The organism is Streptomyces sp. NRRL B-24085 (assembly GCF_001282115.1).
GTDB lineage: Bacteria > Actinomycetota > Actinomycetes > Streptomycetales > Streptomycetaceae > Streptomyces.
This window is the reverse complement of sequence record NZ_LJBR01000006.1, coordinates 15,665-38,430: the sequence shown is the minus strand read 5'-3', so window position 1 is coordinate 38,430 and position 22,766 is coordinate 15,665. Positions and strand designations below refer to the sequence as shown.

The following is a 22,766-nucleotide window of genomic DNA, read 5'->3' as shown; positions in this document are numbered from 1 at the left end:
CGCCGTACGCACGGCGGATCGGTGGTCGCCTGCCTCGGTGCGCGGCACACCGAATGACCGGAGACGATCGGGCGGCCGATGACGCTCCGGGGCGGCAGCGGCGGGGCACGTGGAGAAGTCCGTGCGCCCGCCGCTCGCGCACGCGTGCGACGGGCCGCCGGACCGCGCTCCTGGCAGGATGGCCGGCATGGAACGTGTGCTTGGCATCGGCGGATACTTCCTCAGGGCCGCCGACCCCGTGGCCCTGAGCGCGTGGTACCGCGACCACCTGGGCCTGGAGGCCGACGACAACGGCCTGTGGCGGCAGGACGCCGGACCCACGGTGTTCGCGGCGTTCGAGTCCGGGACCGACTACTTCGGGTCCCGAGCCCAGCAGACCATGCTCAACTTCCGGGTCCGCGACCTGGACGCGATGCTCGCGCAACTGCGCGCGGGCGGAGCGGACGTGGCCGAGGAGATCCAGGACATGCAGGGGGTCGGCCGCTTCGGCTGGGTCACCGACCCGGAGGGCAGCCGCGTCGAGCTGTGGCAGCCCGCCTGACCCGTCGAGGGCAGGAGCGCCGTTCCGGCCCTCAGTCTGCGTGACGCGTACGGAAGCGGTCGGGTTCGGCCGGATCCCGGTCGACGATCCGGACCGGCGCCCGGTCCCACTGCCAGACACCGGTGCCCGGCGTGCGGGAGAACCGGATCCGGCCGCGGGTGCCTTCCACGGCCACGTGCGGCCAGGCCGCGGCGATGTCCGCCCGGTCCGTTCCGTGGGTGCGCAGCACCTCGGCGAGGACGGCGATCGTGTCGTAGCCCTCGAAGGCCACGAAGGAGGGCGGCGCGCCCAGCTTCTCGCGGAGTGCCGCCTCGACCCGTGCGCCGAGGGGGCCGAGACGCTCGGGCAGATAGCGCAGGAACGGGATCGCGGTGCCGTCGCCGCCCAGCGACCCCGCCCATGCGGCGAACTCGGGCTGTCCGGCCGGAGCGCCGATCATGACCTCGGCGAGGCGCCGGTCGCGGCGGACGGACCGGACGATCGACACGGCCGGCTCGGGGAAGCCGGCCAGCAGGAGGAGGGCCGTCGCCCGCTGCTCCACGAGTCGGTCGCACAGCGCCTCGGGAGTGAGGGCCCGCGCGTCGAGTTCGACGACGGTGCCGCCTCGTGCCGTGAGCCGGTCCCGGAGGATGCGGGTCCCCGTCGCCCAGTAGACGCTCGGTTCGGTCGCCACGGCGACACGGCTGTGGCCCGCGCCGAGGAGGAAGTCGGCGTAGACCCGCCAGCCGTGGGACTGCGGCGGGGACAGGCGCGCGACCCATGGCGTGGGCTGCTCGGTCAGCGCGTCGAGGACCGCCGACGAGCAGAGGTACGGCAGACGGAGGGCGTCGGCCCTGGCGGCAACGGCGCGGGCGACGACGCTGTGGTACTCGCCCACCACGGCGGCCACGCCGAGCCGGTCCAGTTCGTCCACGGCCGCCGCGGCCCGCAGCGGATCGGCCGCGGTGTCCCGGACCGCCAGTTCGAGAGGTCTTCCGTCGATCCCGCCGGCCTCGTTGACCTCGTCGACGGCCCGTTCCAGGCCGGCGAGCAGGTGCCGGCCGGCCTCGACCCAGCCGGGCCGCGTCAGCGGAACGAGAGCGCCGATCCGGACCGGCGCCGCCGGACGCACCTGAGTGATCATGCCGGTCATTGCACCCCTCACCCCGGCCCGAGGGCAACCTCTTGAGTGTTTCCGGGACCTGAGAAGCGCTTCAGCAGGCCGCCCTCGGCATGCGGCGGGCGGCGGGCTCGTCGTCCAGCCGGAGTGATCCGTCGGCACGATGCCCGCCGCCCGAGTGCACCGCCCTCGCCGCTCAGTCGTCGTCCGGGAACTCGCCCGCGAACGCGCCGGCCATCCGCAGCCAGGGCTCCGCCTCCTCCGCGCGGCCCAGCCGTTGCAGGGTGCGTCCCAGCATCAGGTGGGCGTAGTGCTCCACCGGATCGCGCTCGACGATCACCCGCAACTGCTCCTCGGCACGCCGCAGTTGGGCGGAGTGGTAGTAGGCGCGCGCCAGCAGCAGCCGGGGGCCGGTCTGTTCCGGCGCCTCCTCGACGACGGCGGCGAGGAGCTTCGCGGCACCGCTGTAGTCGCGCGCCTCGAACAGCAGCCCGGCCCGCTCCCAGCGCTCGACGGTGGTCTCCTCGTGCGGCACTCCGACGCCGTCGTCGAACAGGTGCAGCGCGCTGGCCCAACGGTCGGGCGCCACCCCACCGGTGGCCGCGTACGCGTTGAAGTTGTCGGTCATGATGGCTCCGTCCGCCGGCCGCGCCTTCGCGCGGACCGGCTTCGTCGCGAGGGTCCTGGGATTCGGGTTCAGACCGCCGGTGCGGCGGTCGCGGCGCGCTCCGCCTCGTGGGCGGCGAGCAGGGAGGCGTGGGTGGGGGCGTCGGGCACGTCGGCCGGCCGGTTCCGGGCGAACTCCTCGCGCAGCACCGGTACGACCTCCTCGCCCAGCATGTCGATCTGTTCCAGGGCGGTCTTCAGCGGGATGCCGCCGCCGTCCACGACGAACAGCTGGCGCTGGTAGTCACCGGCGTACGTGCGGAAGGACAGGGTCTTCTCGATGACCTGGTCCGGAGTGCCGACGGTGAGCGGGGTCTGTCGCATGTACTCCTCCATACTGATCCCGCCTCCCATCACCGGTGAGTGGTCGAAGACCGGGCGGAACTCCCGGACGGCGTCCTGGGAGTTGTGGCGCATGTAGACCTGGCCGCCGAGGCCGACGACGGCCTGCTCGGGGGTGCCGTGGCCGTAGTGCGCGTACCGCTCCCGGTACAGGTCGATCAGCTTCCCGGTGTGCTCCTTCGGCCAGAAGATGTTGTTGTGGAAGAACCCGTCGCCGTAGTAGGCGGCCTGTTCGGCGATCTCCGGCGAGCGGATGGAGCCGTGCCACACGAACGGCGCGACTCCGTCGAGGGGCCGGGGGGTGGAGGTGAAGCCCTGGAGCGGGGTGCGGAACTTGCCTTCCCAGTTCACGACGTCCTCGCGCCACAGGCGGCGCAGCAGGGCGTAGTTCTCGATGGCGAGGTTGATGCCGTCCCGGACGTCCTTGCCGAACCAGGGGTAGACCGGGCCGGTGTTGCCGCGGCCCATCATCAGGTCCACCCGGCCGTCGGCCAGGTGCTGGAGCATCGCGTAGTCCTCGGCGATCTTCACCGGGTCGTTCGTGGTGATCAGCGCCGTGGACGTCGAGAGGATGATGCGCTCGGTGCGCGCGGCGACGTGGCCGAGCAGGGTCGTGGGAGAGGAGGGCACGAACGGCGGGTTGTGGTGCTCACCGGTCGCGAAGACGTCGAGTCCGACCTCCTCCGCCTTCAGCGCGATCGCGACCATGGCCTTGATGCGCTCGTGCTCGGTCGGCGTACGGCCGGTGTGCGGGTCGGTGGCCACGTCCCCGACGGTGAAGATGCCGAACTGCATCGCCCTCACCCCTCCTAGTGGTTGATGCATCAACTATACCCGCCCAACACGGGGCCACCCCCGGCTATTCCGCTCGGTCCGGAGCAGGCCCACGGGGATTCCGAGCAGGCAGAACGCGGGCGAGGGCGGTTGGCGCCACGGGATCCCGATCGTGGACTTTCGCAGGCAGGACCCGGCATCGCTGCCGCCGACGGCCCTCGTCGCCCCGATGACCGGTTCGGTGGCGACCGGAGGCTTGCGTGCGTCAGGTCGAGTCAGCCGCCGCACACCGCGAGGACGACTGCGAAGACCTCCGCGTCAGGCCGGGTTCTCGTCCAGCTTGCCGATGACGCGCTCGGAGATCTCGGCCAGAACCCGCAGCTCGGCCGGTGTGACATGGTCGATGAACAGTTCACGCACCGCCTCGACATGACGCGGGGCCGCCGCCTCGATGGCCGCCCGGCCGGCGTCCGTGATGACCACGAAGGCGCCGCGCGCGTCCTCCGGGCACTCCTCCCGGACCACCAGCCCGCGCCCGGCCATCCGCGCGATGTGGTGGGACATCCTGCTCTTCTCCCACTCCAGCGCACGGGCCAGATCCTGGTACCGCTGCCGCCCCTCCGGGGTGTCCGTGAGATGGACCAGCACGGCGAAGTCCGCGGGCGACACCCTGGACTCGGACTGGAGCATGCGCCCGAGACGTCCGCCGAGCCGCTCGTGCAACCGGACGAAACCCCGCCACGCGCGCTGCTCCTCCGGCGTCAGCCATCGCACTGTGTCTGCCATGGAAAAAGTGTAAGCGGAGTTGACACATCACCGAATTGTGCGGGGCCAGGCGGCGCTCGGCTCCCCGGCCGGCCCCGTCCGGGCTACTCCGTGGTTCCCGGGGGCGGAATGCTGCCCTTGGTCGCCAGTTCCCGGTACCACAGGGCGCTGTCCTTCAGGGTGCGGCGCTGCGTCTCGTAGTCGACGTGCACGATGCCGAACCGCTTCGAATAGCCGTAGCCCCACTCGAAGTTGTCCATCAGCGACCACACGAAGTACCCGCGCAGGTCGACTCCGGCGGTGAGCGCACGGTGGGCGGCGAGGAAGTGCCGGTACAGGTAGTCGATCCGCTCCGGGTCGTGGACGGCCTGGCTGCCGTCGGGGCGGGTGACGAGGCGGTCCTCGAAGGCGGCGCCGTTCTCGGTGATGACCAGCGGCTGGTCCGGGAACCGGGTGTGCAGGTCCAGCAGGAGCTCTTCGAGTCCGTCGGGGTCGATGTTCCAGCCCATGGCGGTGTGCGGGCCCTCCTGCGCGACGAACTCCACCTGGGGGGAGCCCGGCCAGGGCGAGCCGCCCATGTCCTTGTGCCCGTCGTTGTTCTGCCGCGCCGTGGCGCCGTCCCACAGCCGCACCCTGGTCGTGGCGTAGTAGTTGACGCCGAGCAGGTCCAGGGGCTGGTGGATGCGGGCCAGGTCGCCGTCCTCGACGAACGACCAGTCCGTGATGGCCGCGGTGTCCTCCATGAGGTCCTGCGGGTAGTGGCCGCGCAGCAGGGGTTCGGTGAACGCCCGGTTGGCCAGCGCGTCGATCCGGCGTACGGCCTCCTCGGCGCCGTCCCCCTCACCGCGCAGGACGTGGAAGTTGAGGGTGACCGAGTACTGCGGGTCGTTGGTGGCGACCTCCCTGAGCTGCTGGACCGCGAGCCCGTGGGCGAGGTTGAGGTGGTGGACCGCCGTCAGCGCCGCCGCGCCGTCGGTGCGGCCGGGGGCGTGCGCTCCGGAGCCGTAGCCGAGATAGGCGGAGCACCACGGCTCGTTCAGCGTGGTCCAGACGGCGACACGGTCGCCGAGGGCTTCGCCGACGATGCGTGCGTAGTCGGCGAAGGCGAACGCGGTGTCGCGGTTCGTCCAGCCGCCCTCGTCCTCCAGCGCCTGGGGCAGGTCCCAGTGGTAGAGGGTCGCGACGGGGACCATGTCCCGCTGGAGCAGGCCGTCGACCAGCCGGCTGTAGAAGTCCAGCCCCTTGGGGTTGGCCGGGCCCCGGCCGGTGGGCTGGATGCGCGGCCAGGCGATGGAGAACCGGTACGCCTTCAGGCCGAGGGAGGCCATGAGGTCGAGGTCCTCGTCGAGGCGGTGGTAGTGGTCGGCGGCCACGTCACCGGTGTCGCCGTTCCACGTCTTGCCCGGGGTGTGGGAGTAGGTGTCCCAGATGGAGGGGCCGCGCCCGTCCTCGTCGACGGCGCCCTCGATCTGGTAGGCGGCGGTCGCGGAGCCGAGGAGGAAGTGCGCGGGGAAGGACGGGGGCTGGGCTGTCGACATGCGGGTCGCTTTCCGGTGAAGGCCAGGGATGGGGGGGCGGTGTCCGGTAACCACGGTGATGTTAACGTTAACAAGCTGTCAAGGGCTTGGCCCCGGCCAATCACCGCGTGCGGTGTTCGCACAGGAGCCGTGGTTCGCCCACGGTCCCCGGCCCCGCCGTCGGCCCGGGAGCGGAGCAGCTGTCCGACTCCCTTGCTCCGCGCCGGAGTTCAGGCGTCCGCGCGGGGAGCGGCCGTGCTGTCGCGCACGACGAGCCGCGGCGTGAGCTTCTGCCGCTGCGCCGGTTCCCCGTCCAGTCTGCGCACCAGCAGTTCGATGGCGCTCCTGCCCAGGTGGGCGAAGTCCTGGCAGACCGTGGTCAGGGCAGGCACCAGGTATCCGGCGCCCTTCATGTCGTCGAAGCCGACGACCGACACGTCGTGCGGCACCTTCACGCCCCGTCGGGCGAAGGCGGCCAGCACGCCCATGGCCATCTGGTCGTTGCCCGCGAAGACGGCGGTGGGCAGGCCGCCGTCGGCGTCGCAGAGCGCCTCGGCCAGGCGGAACCCGCTCTCCGCGCCGAAGTCGCCCTCCAACAGGGGTCCTTGGGCCGCCGCGGCGGTGAGCTCGGCCTGCCACCCCTCGACGCGGGCCCGGGCGTCGAAGGTGCGCAGGGCGCCGGTCAGATGGGCGATGTCGCGGTGTCCGAGGTCGAGGAGGTGCCGGACGGCGAGCCGGGCGCCGAGCTCCTGGTCGACCTCGACGAAGCTCAGTTCGGGATCGGGCGCGTTGCCGGACATCACCACCGCCACCGGCACCCCGAGCGAGAGGCCGGCCAGCGTCTCCACCGTGTCGGGCCGGTCGGCGACGACCGCGATCGCCTCCACCGCTTGGTCGGTGAGCCGTTGCAGTGTCTCCATGAGGTCGCCGGTGGTGCTCTCGCCCTGCCGGCTGGCCAGGCTCACCCAGTAGCCGGCCTGTTTGGCGGCCGTCTCCACGCCGAGGAGGATGCGCGGCAGCTCGAACAGCTCCGACCCGACGATCACCACGCCGATCGTCGAGGAACGCCGGCTCTTGAGGGCCCTCGCGACGCTGTTGCGGCGGTACCCCAGCTTCTGGATCGCCGCCTCGACCCGGGCCCGGGTCTCCGGCCGCACCGACGGATGGCCGTTGACGACGCGGGAGACGGTGATGTGCGAGACGCCGGCCTCCCGGGCCACGTCCATCATGCCCGGCGGCCGGTCCATGTCACTCGTCCTCTGCCCTCGACCCGAGCGGGCGGCCTCACGCCCACCGCCGATACTGTCACAGCCGCCGGGCCGCCTTCCCGGACCCTCCGCTCCCCTCCCGGGACCCGGCGTTCAGGACGCGTACCGGGGTGTCCACTGCGCCTGCGCGATCGCCTCGCGCAGCTCCGCCTCCGTCGCCTCGGGGGCGACGCCGTCCTCGACGGCTGCCCGGGCCACCGCGAGCGCGACCTCGCGGGCCGCGTCCCGCATGCTCGCCAGCGGGGGCAGCAGCGGGGTGGCTCCGTCGGCGCCCGCCCGCACGGCGCACTCCCCCACGGCGCGGGCCGCCGCCACCATCATGCGGTCGGTCACCCGGCGGGCCCGGCAGGCCGTGACCGCCAGACCGACGGCGGGGAACACGTAGACGTTGTTGGCCTGCGCGACCGGCACCTCGCGCCCGTCCACCGTGAGCGGCGGGAAGGGCGATCCGGCGGCGATCAGGGCCCTGCCGTCGGTCCAGCGGGCGAGGTCGGCGGGGTCGGCCTCGGCGTTCGAGGTGGGGTTGGACAGCGGCAGGATCACCGGCCGGTCGCAGGAGCCGGCCATCGTGCGCACGATCTCCTCGGTGAAGGCGCCGTGCGCGGTGGAGAGCCCGATCAGCGCCGTCGGCTCCACCTCACCGACGACCCGGGCCAGGTCGGGCGCGTCCCCGCCCCACTGCCGTACCTCCTCGTCGTCGCGGGCGTAGACCCGCTGCTCGGGGGTGAGGTCGGTGCGGGAGCTCACCAGCAGGCCGTCGATGTCGACGAACCAGAACCGGTCGGCCGCCTCCTCCTCGGACAGGCCCTCCTCCACGAGTGCGGTACGGATCATGTCGGCGACGCCGATCGCCGCCGATCCCGCGCCCAGGACCACGATCCGGTGGTCGGTCAGGGACGATCCGGCGACCTTCGTGGCGGTGGTCAGCGCGCCCAGTGCCACGGCCGCGGTGCCCTGGATGTCGTCGTTGAAGGTGAGCAGCCGGTCCTGGTAGCGGCCGAGGATGGGCCGGGCGTGGGCGGTCGCGAAGTCCTCCCACTGGAGCAGGGTGCCGGGGAGTTCGGCCTCCACGGCGGAGACGAACGCCTCGATCATCTCGTCGTAGGCATCCCCGGTGACGCGGTGCTGCCTGCGGCCGAGATAGTGCGCGTTCGTCAGCAGCTGCTCGTTGTCGGTGCCGACGTCGAGGAGGATCGGCAGGGTGCGGGCGGGGTGGATGCCGCCGATGGCGGTGTAGAGGCTGAGCTTGCCGATCGGGATGCCCATGCCGCCCACCCCCTGGTCGCCGAGGCCGAGGATGCGCTGGCCGTCGGTGACGACGATGACGTCGACCTCGCCGCCGGGCCGGTTGCGCAGGATCTCCCGGAAGCGGTGCCGGTCCTCGTAGGTCAGGAACAGACCGCGCGGCCTGCGGTAGATCTCGCTGAAGCGGCGGCAGGCCTCGCCGACCGTGGGGGTGTAGACGACCGGCAGCATCTCCTCCAGGTGCCGGGTGAGCAGACCGTAGAAGAGCACCTCGTTGGTGTCCTGGAGCTGGCGCAGGTAGATGTGCCGGTTGAGCGTCTTGTCGTAGCCGAGGAACGCCGCGTACGCCCGGTCCGCCTGTTCCTCCAGCGTCTCCGTCGCCGGTGGCAGCAGCCCGTCCAGACCGAGTGCGGCGCGCTCCTCGGGAGTGAACGCGGTTCCCTTGTTGAGCAGGGGGTCGGCGAGGAGGGCGGTTCCTCGGACACGGTCGGGGCTGGGAGTGGCCATGGTGTTCCTCGGTTCGACGGGCATCGGGACGGCCTCGGTGTGCGCGGCCGTCCCGTCAGCATCCCTACTGCCCCGTCCCCGGACGCCGGAATCACCGGTTCCGGGGGCGGGGGTTCCACTCGTTCAGGCGTCCCCCGCCGCGTGGACCCGCTGCCCTTCGACGAAGGTCTGCAGGACACGGGTGGCCGCGATCTCCTCGCGCGGGCCCGCGAACGGGTCGCGGTCGAGGACGACGAGGTCGGCCGACTTCCCCACGGCGATGCTGCCGCTGATGTCGTCGAGGTGGTTCACGTAGGCGCTGCCCGCGGTGTACGCGGCGATGGCGGTGCCCAGGTCGAGGCGCTGGCCCGGAAGGAACTCCGGGGTGCCCTCGGGGGCGCCGGGGGCGATCCGGTTGACGGCGACGTGGATGGCCTGGAACGGGTCGGGGCTGCTGACCGGCCAGTCGCTGCCGGCGGCCAGGGTGGCGCCGGCCCGCAGCAGGTCGCCGAAGGGGTACTGGCGTGCCCCGCGCTCGTCGCCGAGGAAGGGCAGGGTCAGCTCGTCCATCTGCGGTTCGTGGGCGGCCCACAGCATCTGGAGGTTGGCGCTCGCACCCAGGGCGCGGAACCGGGGGACGTCGTGCGGGTGCACGACCTGGAGATGGGCCAGGTGGTGCCGGGTGTCGCGCCGGCCGTTGGCCGTGCGGGCGGCCTCCACGGCGTCCAGCGCCTCGCGTACCGCGCGGTCGCCGAGCGCGTGGAAGTGGACCTGGAAGCCGGACGCGTCCAGTTCGGTGACGTACTTCCGCAGGTCGTCCGGCGCGACGAAGCTGATGCCGCTGTTGTCCGACGCGCAGCCGCAGTCGGTCAGATAGGGGTCCAGCATCGCGGCGGTGTGGTTCTCCGCGATGCCGTCCTGCATGACCTTCACGGTGCCCGCCCGGAACCGGCCCCGGTCCAACTCCGCACGGCGGGCGACGAGTTCGGGTATCTGTTCGGCGCCTCGCGCACGGTCCCACCACAGGGCGCCGACCACCCTGGCGGTGAGCAGGCCCCGGTCGAGGGCCGCGAGGTAGGAGGGCGCCGGGTCGGTCATGTTGGCGTACGCGCCGACGATGGCGTCCTGCCAGGCGGTGACCCCGTACGCGTGCAGCACGGCCTGCGCCCGGAGCAGGGCCCTGAGCTGTTCCTCCGCGGTGGGGTCCGGGACCAGCCTCCCGACCAGGTGGACGGCTCCCTCCTGGAGCATCCCGGTGGGGTTGCCGTCGGCGTCGCGTTCGATGCGGCCGTCGGCGGGGTCCGGCGTGCGGGCGTCGATGCCGGCGCGTTCCAGGGCACGGCTGTTGACCCAGGCGCCGTGGTGGTCGCGGTTGGGCAGGAACACGGGCCGGTCGGGGACGACCGCGTCGAGGGCCGCCGCGGTGGGCGCTCCGCCGGGGAACGCCTCCAGGGACCAGCCGCCGCCGGTGATCCACTCGGCGTCCGGGTGCTGGTCGGCGTACACCTTGATCCGGCGCAGGTACTCGTCCGGGTCGACGGTGTCGGCGAGGTGGCACAGGCCCAGTTCGAGGCCCGCGCCCTGCGGGTGGACGTGCGCGTCCTGGAAGCCCGGGAGGAGCGACTTCCCTGCCAGGTCGACGACTTCGGTGCGCGGGCCGATGAGCTCGTGCACCTCGTCGTGGCCGACGGCGGCGATCCGCCCCTCGCGCACGGCCACGGCGGTGGCGGTGCTGCGGGCGGGATCGACGGTGTGCACGGGACCGCCGGTGAGGACGAGGTCCGCGGTGGGTGACATGAGGGTGAACTCCAGGAGGGATCAGACCGCCGTACGGTCCATCGGCAGGGTCAGGGAGTCGGCGTCGGTGCCGCGCCCGGTGGAGAAGTAGGGCGAGTGCCGCCCGTACTTGGCGACGGCGGCCATGCCGAGGCCGGCCAGGACGATCGCGGCGGGCAGCGAGAACATGAACCAGCCGTTGTCCGGGCTGAGTTCGAAGTGGTCGCTCATGGCCAGGTACGAGTATCCGAGGTAGCCGCCGAGGCCCAGCAGGATCAGTCCGGACACCGCGGGCACGCCGACGGCGAGCAGCGCCTCCCGTGCTCCGTCGTGGCGTGCGGAGCGGAAGCGCACGGCGCAGGCGAGCGCGGTGAGGCCGTAGTAGAGGGCGACGATCAGTCCGATGGCGTTGACGGCGGCCAGCAGCATGTCGCTGAGCTTGGGGATCGCGACGGCGAGCACGGCGATCACGGCCGCGACGGACATCACGACGGCCGTGCCGGCCGCGGGGGTGCCCCAGCGCGGGTGGACGCGGGTCCACAGCGGTCCCATCGTGCGGTCGCGGCTCATCGCGAACAGGCCGCGTGCCGTGGGGATCAGCGTGGCCTGCACGGAGGCGACCGCGGAGAACATCAGCGCGACCAGGGGGAGGGTGGCCCAGGGTTCGGCGGCCAGTTTCTCCCCGAGGTACGGCAGGGCCTGGGGGCCGTTCCTGACGAGTTCGGCCAGGCTCATCTCCCGCTGGAAGGCGACCGAGGCGAAGAGGAACAGGCCGAGCATCGCGAACAGGGCGATGAGGCCGCCGCGGGCCGCGTCGCCCGGGCTCCTCGTCTCCTCGTTGACGCTGAACGCCGCGTCCCAGCCCCAGAAGAAGAACACCGCGAGGACCATGCCCTGGGCGAAGGCGGTGCCGCCGGCGATCTCGAAGGGGTTGAACCAGGACAGCGACAGGGCGTGGTCGCCGGTGATCAGGGCCCAGCCGCAGAAGGCCAGCAGGACCGCGTACTCGAAGACCAGGAGGGCGAACTGGAAGCGGGTCGCGGCCCGCACCCCGGTGACGGCCAGCGCGGTGAGGGCGAGGAGGATCACCAGTCCGACCGCGGTGGTGACGCCGGTGGAGGTCGGGTCGAGGGCGAGGCCGGCGACGCTGCGCAGTCCGGCCTTGTTGGCGAAGGCCAGGACGACCGAGCCCATGATCGCGCTGGTGTAGGCGCAGAAGATGACCGAGCCGACCAGGGTGACCCAGCCGGTCAGGAAGCCGGGCCAGGGGCCGAGTGACTTGCCGACCCAGACGTAGCCGTTGCCGCAGTTCGGCTCCGAGCGGTTCTGGCGGGCGTAGGCGGTGGCGATGCCGAGGACCGGCAGGAACGCCAGGATCAGCAGGGCCGGTGCCTGGAGGCCGACGACGGTGGCGATCGTGCCCATGCCGATGGCGATGCTGGTGGTGGCCGCCGTGCTGGACGCGGCGATGGCGACGCCGTCGACGACACCGAGGGAGCGGCGCAGGTCCGGGCTCGGTGCGGAGGGCTGGGGCGGTCTGGACGACATGGAGGGCTCCTCGGGGCCAGGGGACGGGGAAGAGGAGAAGAGCCGCGCGGTGAGGTGATGGAACAGCCCCCGTCCACTTTGGGTCAACCCTGTTGACGTAAGGGGGCCGGGGGCCGTTCACTGAGGGCCCCGCGGCGAGAGGAGTCCGGTCGTGTCCAGCCGTGTCCCCGAGGAACGCCGGCGCCGACGCCCCACCCGCACCGGTGTCCTGCTGTCCGAGGAGCTGATCGTCGAAACCGCCCTGCGGCTGATCGGCGAGCACGGCCCCGAGGCGCTGAGCGTGCGCCGGCTCGGCGCGGCGCTGGGCTGCGACCCGACCGCCCTGTACCGCTACTTCCACGACACCGACGACCTGGTGCTCGCCATCGCGGACCGGATCATCGGCGACGCGATGGCGGGATTCGTCCCCGGGGACGACTGGGTGGCCTCGCTGCGCGAGATGGCCCTGCGGGTGCGGGCCGGATACCTGGCCCATCCGCGGGCGGCCGCCCTGGCCGCGCACCGGGTGACCCGGCGCACCAGCGAGATCCGGGCGGTGGACACGGGGATCGGCCTGCTGCTGTCGGCGGGCTTCGCACCGGCCGACGCGGCCCGCCTGTACCTGGCCTTCATCGACACCGTGCTCAGCCACGCGGCCACGGACGCGGCGTTCCAGGCGCTCCCCCGGCAGCAGCGCGAGGCCGACCACCGCGCCTGGCGGGAGGTCTACCAAGCCCTGGACCCGGGGGCGTACCCGGCGCTCACCGCGGTACGGCGCGAGCTGCCGGGGATGGCGGAGAGTTCGTTCGAGGCGGCGGTGGACCTGCTGCTGGAGGCGCTGGCGGCGCGCGCGCCGGCGCGCCGGGCGTCCAGGAGGGGTTCGTCACCCGGATGAGTTTTTCCGTACGTTCCGTGGGACGGGGGTTGGCCCGAGGGGCCGGACGGTAGCAACGTCAAGATCGCACCAGTCCACAGGGGGGACTCGATGAGACACACACGATTAACCGCCCGCGCCTCGGTCGCGGCGGTCGCGCTCGCACTGCTCGGACTCGGCTCGGGCCCGGCGCTCGCCCAGGCCCCGAAGCCGTCCGCGCCGCAGTACACCGCCCTCGACCTGGGCACCCTCGGCGGCACCTACAGCTCAGGGTTCGCCCTCGACGCCGACACGGTGGTCGGCAGTTCCACCCTGGCCGGCGACGACTTCCACTCGCACGCCTTCGCCTACGACCGCTCCACGCACGTCATGACCGACCTCGGCACGCTCGGGGGTCCGGAGAGCACCGCGCTCGACGTCGAGGGCCGCTATGTGATCGGCGACTCCTCGCTGGCCGGCGGCGACCGCCGGGGGTTCGTGCACGACCTGCGCACCGGCCGGACGCGGGCCGTCGGCACCTTCGGCGGCGGCGACAGCCATGTCACCGACATCAGCGGCCACACGGTGGTGGGCAGCGCCCGGACACCGGGCAACCAGAACACCCACGCCTACGCCTACGACGCCCGTACCGGCACGATGACCGAACTCGACTCCCCGGTCGGCCCGGACGGCACCAGCACCGCGGCCGGGACCTCCCTGAACCGGTACGTCGCCGGCACCTGGGACCACCCCGGCACGCCGTTCGAGGTCGGCCACGCCTACGTCCACGACCTGCACACCCACGCCTGGACCGACCTGAGCAGGTACGACAACGGCGTGTCCAGCAAGGTCACCTCGATCACCGGGCACACGGTCGTCGGCACCTTCCAGCCGAAGCCGGACGGTTCCTCCGGCGGACCACCCGAGCGCGGCTTCGCGTACGACATCCGCAGCGGGGTCTGGAGCGACCTCGGCCCCGAGATGTCCTACCGTCCGGTCGTCACGGGGCACACCGTCCTCGCCACCACACGCCCGGGCGCGTACCGCTACGACCTGCGCACCAGGACCCTGTCGGCCTTCGGCCCCGGACCCGGCCGGACCTACATCAATGGCGTGGCCGGGAACTTCGCCGCCGGGGACACCAACCCCGGCCCCTTCGCCTACGTGTACCGGATCGACACCGGCGAGTTCACGCTCCTGCCCGCCATCGGCGGCGTCCACTCCACGGCGTCCGACGTGGACCGGCACGGCGCCGCCGTCGGCAACAGCGCGACGGCCCCGACCGATCCCACCAGCCCCGACGGCGTCTACCACGCCACCCTCTGGACGGTCCGGCGCGGCTGACCATCGACGGGCTTCCTGAGCCCGGTCCACGGCACCGGCCCTGCGGAGCGGGCCCCGTGCACGGCCAACTCGCCGTAACGGGGCCCGCGTTGGCCGCCAGCCCACCCGGTCGGGCCACACCGCGGGGGTCGCATCTCGGACAAGTGGCGTGAATCCGACGTACGCCCCTCGCGCCCATCGCACCCCTCGGACATCTGCGCAGGAGCATCACACAGGCTGCACACCGCCTTTCGAAAGCCTCGCTACTTTTGCCTCCGGCTCGATCCCCCGTGCGAACGAGACCGGCCACGGCCATCGGGCCGATGGTGCAGTCGACTCAGGAAGACCAGATGGACTACTGCTCCTCGTGCCGTCGGCATCTCAACGGCGCCCTGGCGTGTCCCGGATGCGGCGCCTACGCCCCGGACATCGCTCCCCCCGCCCACGTCGGCACGACGACCGGCACGGCGGCCGCGGCGTGGGACGAAGCACCCGAGTGGCACGACGCGGGGCTCCCCGAGGAGCCGGCGGCCGACACCGACCCCGGTGTCGCGTCCGAGGACGTGGTGGACGGGCCGGTGCTGACGGAGGGCCGGGCGGCACGGCGGCGCCAGCGGGCCCGCTGGAAGAAGAACCAGCGCAAGGCCGTGGTCGCGACCGCCGTCGCCCTCGTCGGCGGCGGCCTGACCGTCACCGCGATGAGCCAGCAGTCCCACACCCGGGCGCAGGCGGCCACCTCCCCGGACCCCCGGGCCATGGGCATGGCGGAGCTGCCCACCTCGGACGACGCCCAGCCGGCCTCGACGCCCGCCACGGCACAGCAGGCGACGGCCACTCCCGCCGCGAAGGCGGGCGCGCACCGGCGGACAGCCGACTCGGCGTCCGCCACGACCCTGTCGTCGGTCCACACGGACTCCGTCACCTCCCGCACGCAGACGGCGACGACCGGCTCGCGCTCGCAGTCCCAGGGCTCGCTCTCCTCGACGCTCACGGCCGGCACCGGCGGCACGAGTGCCACGACCACGACGACGGGCACGGCCGGGACGACCGGCACGTCGACGGGAACCTCTGACTCGTCCTCGTCCTCGTCGTCTTCCTCGTCCTCGTCCTCGTCCTCGGACGGCACGACGAGCACGAACACCGGCACGAGCACGGGCGGCGACAGCTCGCAGTCCTCGCAGACGGGCAGCTCCTCGTCGTCCGCGACCGACCCGTCGGGGCTGTGCGTGCTCAACCTGCTCTGCATCAACTGACGCGGGCGGGCCCCGAGAGGGGCGCCCGCTCAGCCCTCCCGGAAAGATCGGGCATGAGTCCGGATCTTCGGGGTAGCAGAGTCGATGCTTACCCGGAGGAAGGGCCGTCTCACCTGGGGAGGTCGCGACGGCCCTTCCTCCATCCTCAGGGCCGTCGGCGGGCGCCCGGGCCAGATGGCGGTGTCACACGTCGAACAGCCTGCTCGCGTTGTCGTGGCAGACGGCCCGCAGCCACTCCGCTCCCAGGTCCAGGCGTTCCAGGGCGTGCAGCTGGTGCAGGTAGGGGTAGGGGATGCTGGGGAAGTCGGAGCCCAGCAGGACGCGGTCGCCGAGGGCGGCGAGCCGGGGCAGCGCGCGGCGCGGGAACGGCATGAAGTCCTCGGTGAAGTCGGTGAACGCCATCGTCGTGTCCAGACGCACCTGGTCGTACCGTTCGGCGAGGTCGAAGAACTCCTCGTACTCCGGCATCCCCATGTGCGCGACGATCAGCCGCAGCCCCGGGTGCCGGGCCAGGACCCGCGCGATCGGCCCGGGACCGGTGTGCTTGCCGGGCGCGGGCCCGGAGCCGCAGTGGATCACCACGGGGACGCCCGCCTCGGCCAGCAGCCCCCAGGCCCCCTGGAGGAGGTCGGCGGCGGGGTCGTAGCCGCCGACCTGGACGTGCGCCTTGAAGACCCGCGCCCCCGCTTCGACGGCCTCGCGCACGTACGTCTCGACGTCCGGCTCGGGGTAGAGGGTGGCGGTGTGCAGGCAGTCGGGGGTGCGGCGGGCGAAGTCGGCCGCCCATCCGTTCAGCCACCTGGCCATGCCGGGTTTGTGGGGGTAGAGCATCGCGGTGAAGGCCCGGACGCCGAACCCGCGCAGCAGGGCCGTTCTCTCGTCCTCCGCCTTCCGGTACGTGATCGGCCAGCCCAGCCCGCCGATCAGCGGCCCGTTGCTGTCGAAGTACTCCCAGACCTTGTGCAGGACCCGCTCGGGCATGAAGTGGGTGTGGACGTCGATCAGGCCCGGCAGTCCGAGCCGGCCCCAGAAGCGGCGGACCTCGTCGGCCTCGTCGTGCGTCGCCTCGTCGCGATCGTTCATGCCGCCCACGATCGTCCCTGGTGGGGGGTACGGCGACCGTTTCCGCGAGGGGCGCGGTGAGGGATCCGTCACAGAGAGGGCACGGGCAGGGCCCGCGGCCGTGATCTGGTCACGGCCGCGGGCCGGGGCCGGGCGCCGGGTCAGGCGTTCAGCGCCGCCAGCACCACGGACCTGGCCTCCTCCTGGACCCGGCTCAGGTGGTCCGGGCCGAGGAAGGACTCCCCGTAGATCTTGTAGACGTCCTCGGTGCCCGAGGGGCGGGCGGCGAACCAGGCGTTGGCGGTGGCCACCTTGATGCCGCCGAGGGCGGCGCCGTTGCCCGGGGCTTCGGTGAGGACCTCGGTGACCGGCTCGCCGGCGAGGGTGTCGGCGGTGACCTGGCTCGGGGACAGCTTGCCGAGCAGGGCCTTCTCCTCGCGGGTGGCCGGGGCGTCGACGCGCGCGTAGGCGGGGGCGCCGAAGCGGTCGGTGAGCCCGGCGTAGTGCTGCGACGGGGTCTTGCCGGTGACCGCCGTGATCTCGGAGGCGAGCAGGGCGAGGATGATGCCGTCCTTGTCGGTGGTCCACACCGAGCCGTCCCGGCGCAGGAAGGACGCGCCGGCCGACTCCTCGCCGCCGAAGCCGATCGTGCCGTCGGACAGGCCGTCCACGAACCACTTGAAGCCGACGGGCACCTCGACCAGGGTCCGGCCGAGGTCCGCCGCGACCCGGTCGATCATGCTGGACGACACGAGGGTCTTGCCGATCCCCGCTCCCGCGGGCCACTGCTCGCGGTGCGCGTACAGGTACGAGATGGCCACGGCCAGGTAGTGGTTGGGGTTCATCAGGCCCGCGTCCGGTGTGACGATGCCGTGCCGGTCGGCGTCGGCGTCGTTGCCGGTGGCGATGTCGAAGCGGTCGCGCCGCTCGATGAGCGAGGCCATGGCGTACGGCGACGAGCAGTCCATGCGGATCTTGCCGTCCCAGTCCAGCGTCATGAAGCGCCAGGTGGGGTCGGTGAGCGGATTGACCACCGTGAGGTCGAGCCGGTGCTCCTCGGCGATCCGGCCCCAGTAGGCGACCGAGGCGCCGCCGAGCGGGTCGGCGCCGATGCGGACCCCGGCGGACCGGATCGCGTCCAGGTCCAGGACGTTCGGGAGGTCGGCCACGTAGGCGCCGAGGAAGTCGTGGCGGCCGGTGCCGGGGGCGGCCAGCGCGCGGCTGTACGGGATGCGCCGTACGTCCTTCAGACCACCGGTGATGATCTCGTTGGCGCGGTCCTGGATCCAGGAGGTCGCCTCGGAGCCGGCGGGGCCGCCGCTCGGCGGGTTGTACTTGAAGCCGCCGTCGGCGGGCGGGTTGTGCGAGGGCGTGACGACGACCCCGTCGGCGAGCGCGGAGGTCCACTGCCGGTTGTGGGTGAGGATGGCGTGCGAGACGGCCGGGGTGGGCGTGTAGCCGTCCGCCTGGTCGATGAGGACGGTCACGTCGTTGGCCGCGAACACCTCCAGTGCCGTGATCCGCGCGGGCTCCGACAGGGCGTGGGTGTCGGCGCCGAGGAAGAGGGGTCCGTCGGTGCCCTGGGCGGCTCGGTACTCGCAGATGGCCTGGCTGGTGGCCGCGATGTGGTCCTCGTTGAAGGCCGCCGCGAGGGACGAACCGCGGTGTCCCGAGGTGCCGAAGGCCACCCGCTGTCCCGGTTCGGCCGGGTCGGGGTGGAGCGTGTAGTACGCCGTGACCAGACGGGCCACGTCGATGAGGTCATCGGGCCCGGCGACCTGCCCCGCTCGCGCGTTCTGCATTTACCCGCTCCTCCGCAAGGGTCGACCGTTGGGGTACGGGCCCCATTCTCCCCCGCCGGGGTGGTGGGGACGCGCGTGGGTGCACGCTTCCGTGTGGCCCCGGGCCGGCGACGGGGTCCCGGGCGGCGGCCTGCCGACGAGGCGGGCGGTGGGGGTTCAATGGGCGTCATGATGCGTAGAAGGACGTCGTCCACCGCAGCCGTCGCCGCGGTCACCGCTTGCGTGTTGGCGCTCCTCACCTCGTGTTCCTCCGGCTCGCCGGACGGTTCCTCCGCCCGGGCGCGGCCGAGCGGGTCCGGATCCGGGCCGGCGTCCGGCCCGGAGGCCGTTTCAGCAGAGGCCGGTCAGGGCGATACGGGCGGTGATGCGCTTGCCGGGTGCCAGCCGCTGGATGTCGAGGTCCTCGGCGACGGCCCGGACGATCTCCAGGCCGTGCCGGCCGACGCGGTCCGGGTCGGTGGCGTGCGCCGCGGGCAGGGCGGGGTTGCTGTCCTCGACGACGACCTCCACACCCGCGCCGGTCACGCGCAGCTCCATGCGGACGGGTCCCGGGGCGTACTTGAGGGCGTTGGTGACCAGCTCACTCACGATGAGCTGGACCGTCCCCACGGTGTACGCGGAGACGCCCCGGCCATGCCTGTCCCGGAGCCGGGAGAGGAAGTCGGCGGCGTGCCGCCGGGCCCGCGCGATGCACCCCTCGTCCCCGGCCAGCGCGAAGCCGGCCCGCTGAAGGAGGGAACCACGCTCCCTGCGGTCCCCGTTCTCGGATGACGAACCCACCAGCATCAGCCCTGTCCTCCTCGTCTCCGCGCGAGTGCCCTCCGGATCCACTGGTATGCCCGCCGGAGACCATGTTCGAACAGAGTCGGCCTGGTGCAACCAGGGGGCCTGGTGCGGCAGAATCATCCGCTGACGCTGCCCCCCGCAGCCCCATTTCAGGTGAGGAACGGTGACCGACATATCACCCACAGGACGACCGGAACGGCTGTCCGTCGCGCACTCCACTGTCGACGGCATCCGTGTGGTGACGCTGCGCGGGGACATCGACCACGATGTCAAGGACGTGCTGACGACCGCACTGCTGCCCCAGGACCTCGACGACGACGGCCCGCCACCGCGTGTCGTGGCGGACCTCAGCGGGGTGACCTTCCTGGACTCCACCGGCATCAACGTCTTCGTCCACGTCCACCACCAGGTCGGCGCGGCCGGGGGATGGCTGCGTCTGGCCGCCGCGCAGGAGCCGGTGATGCGGGTCGTCCAACTCGTCGGCCTGGACTCCGTCATCCCCTGCCGTCCCACGCTGGAGCAGGCACTCGACCCGGGCACGGACACCGAGGTCCTTCGCCGACCGTAGACGGCGGGGAACCGCGCGAGGCTGTCCCGCCGATCTCTCCCCGCCCCGGGATCAGCCCGCTGATCCCGGGGCGGCTTCGGCGTCCCGGCGGCGATCGCCGTGCCAGTCCAGGACCACGACCGTGGCGTCGTCCCTGAGGCTGCCGTGGCAGGCGTCGAGCACCGCCCCGGTCATGGCCCGGACGGCTTCCCGCGGATGCAGGGCGGCGGTGTCATGGATGACGGAGGTCAGGTCGGCCGTCGCGGCACCGCGTTCCAGCATCCCGTCGGTGAGCAGGATCAGCCGGTCCCCGGGCCGCAGTTGCAGTTCCTGGAGCCGGTAGGAGCCGGGCGCCACCACGCCGAAGGGCAGGTTGACCGCGAGCCTGACCTCTTCGACGGTGCCGTCGCGCAGCCGCAGCGGCCAGGGGTGGCCGGCGTTGACCAGTTCGCACAGCCCCGTCCCCAGGTCGACGCAGAGCAACTGCCCGGTGGCCAGTCCGCGGCTGTGGGTCAGCAGGGCCCGGTGGGCGTGGTCGGCCTGGCGGAGAGCGTCACAGCCGCTGCGGCGGGCCTGCCGCAGCGCGCCGACCAGCAGGGTGGCCAGCAGCGCGGAGTTGGTGTCGTGGCCCATCGCGTCGGTGATCGACAGATGCAGGGTGTCGCGTTCGAGGGTGTAGTCGTAGGTGTCGCCGCCGATGTCGTCCGCCGGCACCAGCCCGGCGGCGAGGGTGAACTGGGCCGCCTCGCAGCAGGGCGCCGAGGGAAGGAGCTGGTGCTGGATCTCCGCGGCCAGGCTGGTCTCGGTGGTGCGCCGGCCCAGGTGGTACAGGTCGGTGAAGCGTCCGTCCGTGACGATGATGTACGCCAGCGCGTGGGCCGCGTCACGGACCTGCTGGAGCACGGCGTCGTCGGCGGCCTGCAAGGTCACCTCCAGGACGCCGAGGCAGTCGCCGCGGTTGGTGACCGGGGTGATGACGCGCATCCCGCCCTGGCCGTCCGCTTCCGTGTGCTGGCGCTGGCTGCGCAGCACATCGTCGTAGACGCTGCCGTGCAGGTCGATCGGCCCGGCATGCTCCGCGACGTCGGCGCCGGCCGCGACGAGCCGTACCAGCCGCTGCCCGATGAGGTCGACGAAGAGGAACGACACCCGCTCCGCGCCGAGCCTCTTCTGCAGGTCGCGTGCCACCACGTCGACGGACTCACCGGGCGGGGCCGCCTCCGCAGCGGCCAGCAGCTCGCCCAGTTCCAGATCTCCACCCTCCACAACGACCTCCCATCGGTTGCCGCAACTTCTTCCCCGCATCTGCGCAGCATCACCTGATTCGGCCGTCTTGCCTGGTCAAACACGTGGCCGAGAGCGCTCAGGGCTCAGCGGACCGGCGGAACGTGTTGATCCACATCCATCCCGGGTAGACGCGTCCGCATGGCTGAAGTGGTACAGGCTGGGCTGTGGGGGCTGGTGGCGGGCTCGGCGCTTCTGCTCGGTGCCGCGCTGGGGTACGGGGTGCGGGTGCCGCAGAAGGTGATCGCGACCGTGATGGCGTTCGGCGCCGGGGTGCTGTTGTCGGCGGTCTCCTTCGAACTGGTCGGGGAGGCCTACGACCAGGCGGGACTCGCTCCCGCGGCCGTCGGCACCCTGATCGGCGCCGTGGCCTACACCGCGGGCAACGTGTGGCTGGCCCGCCGGGGAGCCCGGCACCGCAAGCGCTCCGGTCACCAGCAGTCGGCGGCACAGCCCTCGGAGGCCCAGCAGGGCGGCTCCGGGACGGCACTCGCGCTCGGCGCCCTGCTCGACGGCGTGCCGGAGTCCGCGGTGATCGGCGTCAGCCTGCTCGACGGCGGCGCGGTCAGCCTGGTGACCGTGGCGGCGGTGTTCATCAGCAACGTGCCCGAGGGGCTGTCCAGTTCGGCCGGGATGAAGAAGGCCGGCCGCACCAAGGGGTACGTCTTCGGCGTGTGGGCCGCGATCGCCGCCGCGAGCACGGTGTCGGCCGTCCTCGGCTACACGGTGGTCGGCTCCTTCTCACCCGCCCTGATCGCCACGGTGACCGCCGTGGCGGCGGGGGCGATCCTCGCCATGATCGCCGACACGATGATCCCCGAGGCGTTCGAGGACGCCCACCTGGCCATCGGCCTGATCACCGTGAGCGGCTTCCTGGTCTCCTTCGCCCTCTCGCACGCCTGACCGGCCGGACGGCGAAGGGGGTTCACTTGAGGGAGGACTTGAGGGAGACGATCGATCGGGAGGCGGTGCGCTCTTGAGCCGGATTCTGGTGACCGGGTCCGCGGAGGGACTCGGGCGTGCCGCTGCGGACTCGCTCCTGTCCGCGGGACACGACGTCGTCGTGCACGCCCGGAACGGGCAGCGCGCGGCGGACCTCGACGCCCTGGCCGCTCGCGGGGCCCACGTCGTGGTGGGTGACTTCGCGGAACGCGACGACGTACGGCGGATCGCGGCCGAGCTCAGTGACGCGGAGCCGCTCGACGCGGTCGTCCACAACGCCGGCGTGTGGAGCGGTCCGGCCGTGATGCCGGTCAACGTCATCGCGCCGTACCTGCTCACCGCCCTGCTCCCCGGGCCCCGCCGACTGGTGTACCTGAGCAGCGGCTCGCACTTCGGTGGCCGCCCCGCCCTCACCGGGGTCGACTGGCGGGGAAGGAGCGCGGGGTCGTACGCCGACAGCAAGCTGTTCGTCACCGCGCTCGCGGCGGCGGTGGCGAGGCTGCGTCCCGGTGTGCTGAGCAATGCCGTGGATCCCGGTTGGGTGCCCACGAGGATGGGCGGACCCAACGCTCCGGACGATCTGGAGCTCGGTCATCGGACCCAGGAGTGGCTCGCGACGAGCGACGAGCCGGCGGCGTTGACCACGGGCGGGTACTGGTACCACCAGCAGATACAGGACCCGCATCCCGCCGTCCACGACGAGGAGTTCCAGGAGCGCCTGCTGGAAGCGCTGGCGGAGGAGACGGGGACGGCTCTCGCGGGCCGCTGACACGGGCGGGGGCGCCCTTGTGCAACCACCGCCGAGCGGCATCGGCCCGGAGGTTGATCGGGGCGGCGCCTTGGGACGGGGGCGGGCTTCGATCCGGATGCCTGTCGTTCCTGGGGACCAGGTCACGGGGCGACGGCGG

The 22,766-nt window shown here is 72.5% G+C and carries 20 protein-coding genes; 7 read left to right on the top strand and 13 right to left on the bottom strand.

The genetic code is table 11. From position 1 onward, the window contains the following. The first annotated feature begins 187 nt into the window (after positions 1-187). Positions 188-541 carry a VOC family protein gene (locus AOJ26_RS00810; RefSeq protein WP_053846181.1) on the top strand — a complete coding sequence of 118 codons (354 nt, stop codon included), beginning with the start codon at positions 188-190 and terminating at the stop codon, positions 539-541. Between the two features lie 31 nt (positions 542-572). On the opposite strand, the gene AOJ26_RS00805 is transcribed toward AOJ26_RS00810, so the two are convergent. The 9 genes from AOJ26_RS00805 to AOJ26_RS00765 form a co-directional block, all read right to left on the bottom strand. Continuing rightward, positions 573-1,673: an ABC transporter substrate-binding protein gene (locus tag AOJ26_RS00805; RefSeq protein WP_234358393.1), complete on the bottom strand. Its 1,101-nt coding sequence runs from the start codon at positions 1,671-1,673 to the stop codon at positions 573-575. Positions 1,674-1,836: 163 nt separating this feature from the next. Then, positions 1,837-2,268, bottom strand: a complete 432-nt coding sequence (locus AOJ26_RS00800) for a tetratricopeptide repeat protein (protein WP_053846180.1) — start codon at positions 2,266-2,268, stop codon at positions 1,837-1,839. A gap of 68 nt (positions 2,269-2,336) precedes the next feature. Then, complete coding sequence (locus tag AOJ26_RS00795; protein WP_053846179.1) at positions 2,337-3,443, bottom strand: LLM class flavin-dependent oxidoreductase; 1,107 nt, start codon at positions 3,441-3,443, stop codon at positions 2,337-2,339. Between the two features lie 297 nt (positions 3,444-3,740). Then, positions 3,741-4,208 (bottom strand): MarR family winged helix-turn-helix transcriptional regulator, encoded by a 468-nt coding sequence (locus AOJ26_RS00790; protein WP_053846178.1) that lies wholly within the window; start codon positions 4,206-4,208, stop codon positions 3,741-3,743. 83 nt (positions 4,209-4,291) lie between these two features. Beyond that, complete coding sequence (locus AOJ26_RS00785) at positions 4,292-5,725, bottom strand: GH1 family beta-glucosidase (RefSeq protein WP_053846177.1); 1,434 nt, start codon at positions 5,723-5,725, stop codon at positions 4,292-4,294. Positions 5,726-5,934: 209 nt separating this feature from the next. After that, on the bottom strand, positions 5,935-6,951 hold the full coding sequence (locus AOJ26_RS00780; protein WP_053846176.1) for a LacI family DNA-binding transcriptional regulator: 1,017 nt from the start codon (positions 6,949-6,951) through the stop codon (positions 5,935-5,937). A 114-nt stretch (positions 6,952-7,065) separates the two neighbouring features. Next, positions 7,066-8,724, bottom strand: a complete 1,659-nt coding sequence (locus AOJ26_RS00775) for an NAD-dependent malic enzyme (protein WP_053846188.1) — start codon at positions 8,722-8,724, stop codon at positions 7,066-7,068. A 123-nt stretch (positions 8,725-8,847) separates the two neighbouring features. Further along, on the bottom strand, positions 8,848-10,500 hold the full coding sequence (locus AOJ26_RS00770) for an amidohydrolase (RefSeq protein ID WP_053846175.1): 1,653 nt from the start codon (positions 10,498-10,500) through the stop codon (positions 8,848-8,850). 21 nt (positions 10,501-10,521) lie between these two features. Continuing rightward, positions 10,522-12,027, bottom strand: coding sequence for an APC family permease (locus tag AOJ26_RS00765; RefSeq protein WP_053846174.1), 1,506 nt, complete (start codon positions 12,025-12,027; stop codon positions 10,522-10,524). A gap of 151 nt (positions 12,028-12,178) precedes the next feature. On the opposite strand from AOJ26_RS00765, the gene AOJ26_RS00760 reads away from it, so the two are divergent. The 3 genes from AOJ26_RS00760 (at position 12,179) to AOJ26_RS00750 (ending at position 15,435) form a co-directional block, all read left to right on the top strand. After that, a complete protein-coding gene (locus AOJ26_RS00760) occupies positions 12,179-12,901 on the top strand; it encodes a TetR/AcrR family transcriptional regulator (RefSeq protein ID WP_053846173.1) in 723 nt (240 codons plus the stop codon). A 90-nt stretch (positions 12,902-12,991) separates the two neighbouring features. Further along, on the top strand, positions 12,992-14,203 hold the full coding sequence (locus AOJ26_RS00755) for a hypothetical protein (RefSeq protein WP_053846172.1): 1,212 nt from the start codon (positions 12,992-12,994) through the stop codon (positions 14,201-14,203). 302 nt (positions 14,204-14,505) lie between these two features. Then, positions 14,506-15,435, top strand: coding sequence for an SCO2400 family protein (locus AOJ26_RS00750; protein WP_179200271.1), 930 nt, complete (start codon positions 14,506-14,508; stop codon positions 15,433-15,435). Between the two features lie 183 nt (positions 15,436-15,618). Here AOJ26_RS00750 and AOJ26_RS00745 read toward each other — a convergent pair whose 3' ends face one another. The 3 genes from AOJ26_RS00745 to AOJ26_RS00735 form a co-directional block, all read right to left on the bottom strand. Beyond that, on the bottom strand, positions 15,619-16,518 hold the full coding sequence (locus AOJ26_RS00745; RefSeq protein WP_107092800.1) for an amidohydrolase family protein: 900 nt from the start codon (positions 16,516-16,518) through the stop codon (positions 15,619-15,621). 140 nt (positions 16,519-16,658) lie between these two features. Beyond that, positions 16,659-18,299: a phosphoglucomutase (alpha-D-glucose-1,6-bisphosphate-dependent) gene (pgm, locus tag AOJ26_RS00740; protein WP_053846170.1), complete on the bottom strand. Its 1,641-nt coding sequence runs from the start codon at positions 18,297-18,299 to the stop codon at positions 16,659-16,661. Positions 18,300-18,629: 330 nt separating this feature from the next. Beyond that, on the bottom strand, positions 18,630-19,085 hold the full coding sequence (locus AOJ26_RS00735) for an ATP-binding protein (RefSeq protein WP_053846169.1): 456 nt from the start codon (positions 19,083-19,085) through the stop codon (positions 18,630-18,632). Between the two features lie 163 nt (positions 19,086-19,248). Here AOJ26_RS00735 and AOJ26_RS00730 point away from each other — a divergent pair, with 163 nt between their 5' ends. Continuing rightward, entirely contained in the window at positions 19,249-19,653 is a 405-nt protein-coding gene (locus tag AOJ26_RS00730; RefSeq protein ID WP_053846168.1) for an STAS domain-containing protein, read from the top strand. Positions 19,654-19,704: 51 nt separating this feature from the next. Here the strand turns inward: AOJ26_RS00730 and AOJ26_RS00725 are convergent, their stop codons facing one another. Then, positions 19,705-20,898: a PP2C family protein-serine/threonine phosphatase gene (locus tag AOJ26_RS00725; protein ID WP_053846167.1), complete on the bottom strand. Its 1,194-nt coding sequence runs from the start codon at positions 20,896-20,898 to the stop codon at positions 19,705-19,707. Between the two features lie 159 nt (positions 20,899-21,057). Here AOJ26_RS00725 and AOJ26_RS00720 point away from each other — a divergent pair, with 159 nt between their 5' ends. Next, complete coding sequence (locus tag AOJ26_RS00720; RefSeq protein WP_053846166.1) at positions 21,058-21,819, top strand: ZIP family metal transporter; 762 nt, start codon at positions 21,058-21,060, stop codon at positions 21,817-21,819. 73 nt (positions 21,820-21,892) lie between these two features. After that, entirely contained in the window at positions 21,893-22,627 is a 735-nt protein-coding gene (locus AOJ26_RS00715) for an SDR family NAD(P)-dependent oxidoreductase (protein WP_053846165.1), read from the top strand. The last annotated feature ends 139 nt before the right edge of the window (positions 22,628-22,766 follow it).

Coding starts and splice junctions, on each gene's coding strand:
- AOJ26_RS00810 (WP_053846181.1), top strand. CDS start 188: ATGGAACGTGTGCTTGGCATCGGCGGATACTTCCTCAGGGCCGCCGAC.
- AOJ26_RS00805 (WP_234358393.1), bottom strand. CDS start 1,673: ATGACCGGCATGATCACTCAGGTGCGTCCGGCGGCGCCGGTCCGGATC.
- AOJ26_RS00800 (WP_053846180.1), bottom strand. CDS start 2,268: ATGACCGACAACTTCAACGCGTACGCGGCCACCGGTGGGGTGGCGCCC.
- AOJ26_RS00795 (WP_053846179.1), bottom strand. CDS start 3,443: ATGCAGTTCGGCATCTTCACCGTCGGGGACGTGGCCACCGACCCGCAC.
- AOJ26_RS00790 (WP_053846178.1), bottom strand. CDS start 4,208: ATGGCAGACACAGTGCGATGGCTGACGCCGGAGGAGCAGCGCGCGTGG.
- AOJ26_RS00785 (WP_053846177.1), bottom strand. CDS start 5,725: ATGTCGACAGCCCAGCCCCCGTCCTTCCCCGCGCACTTCCTCCTCGGC.
- AOJ26_RS00780 (WP_053846176.1), bottom strand. CDS start 6,951: ATGGACCGGCCGCCGGGCATGATGGACGTGGCCCGGGAGGCCGGCGTC.
- AOJ26_RS00775 (WP_053846188.1), bottom strand. CDS start 8,724: ATGGCCACTCCCAGCCCCGACCGTGTCCGAGGAACCGCCCTCCTCGCC.
- AOJ26_RS00770 (WP_053846175.1), bottom strand. CDS start 10,500: ATGTCACCCACCGCGGACCTCGTCCTCACCGGCGGTCCCGTGCACACC.
- AOJ26_RS00765 (WP_053846174.1), bottom strand. CDS start 12,027: ATGTCGTCCAGACCGCCCCAGCCCTCCGCACCGAGCCCGGACCTGCGC.
- AOJ26_RS00755 (WP_053846172.1), top strand. CDS start 12,992: ATGAGACACACACGATTAACCGCCCGCGCCTCGGTCGCGGCGGTCGCG.
- AOJ26_RS00750 (WP_179200271.1), top strand. CDS start 14,506: ATGGTGCAGTCGACTCAGGAAGACCAGATGGACTACTGCTCCTCGTGC.
- AOJ26_RS00745 (WP_107092800.1), bottom strand. CDS start 16,518: ATGAACGATCGCGACGAGGCGACGCACGACGAGGCCGACGAGGTCCGC.
- pgm (WP_053846170.1), bottom strand. CDS start 18,299: ATGCAGAACGCGCGAGCGGGGCAGGTCGCCGGGCCCGATGACCTCATC.
- AOJ26_RS00735 (WP_053846169.1), bottom strand. CDS start 19,085: ATGCTGGTGGGTTCGTCATCCGAGAACGGGGACCGCAGGGAGCGTGGT.
- AOJ26_RS00720 (WP_053846166.1), top strand. CDS start 21,058: ATGGCTGAAGTGGTACAGGCTGGGCTGTGGGGGCTGGTGGCGGGCTCG.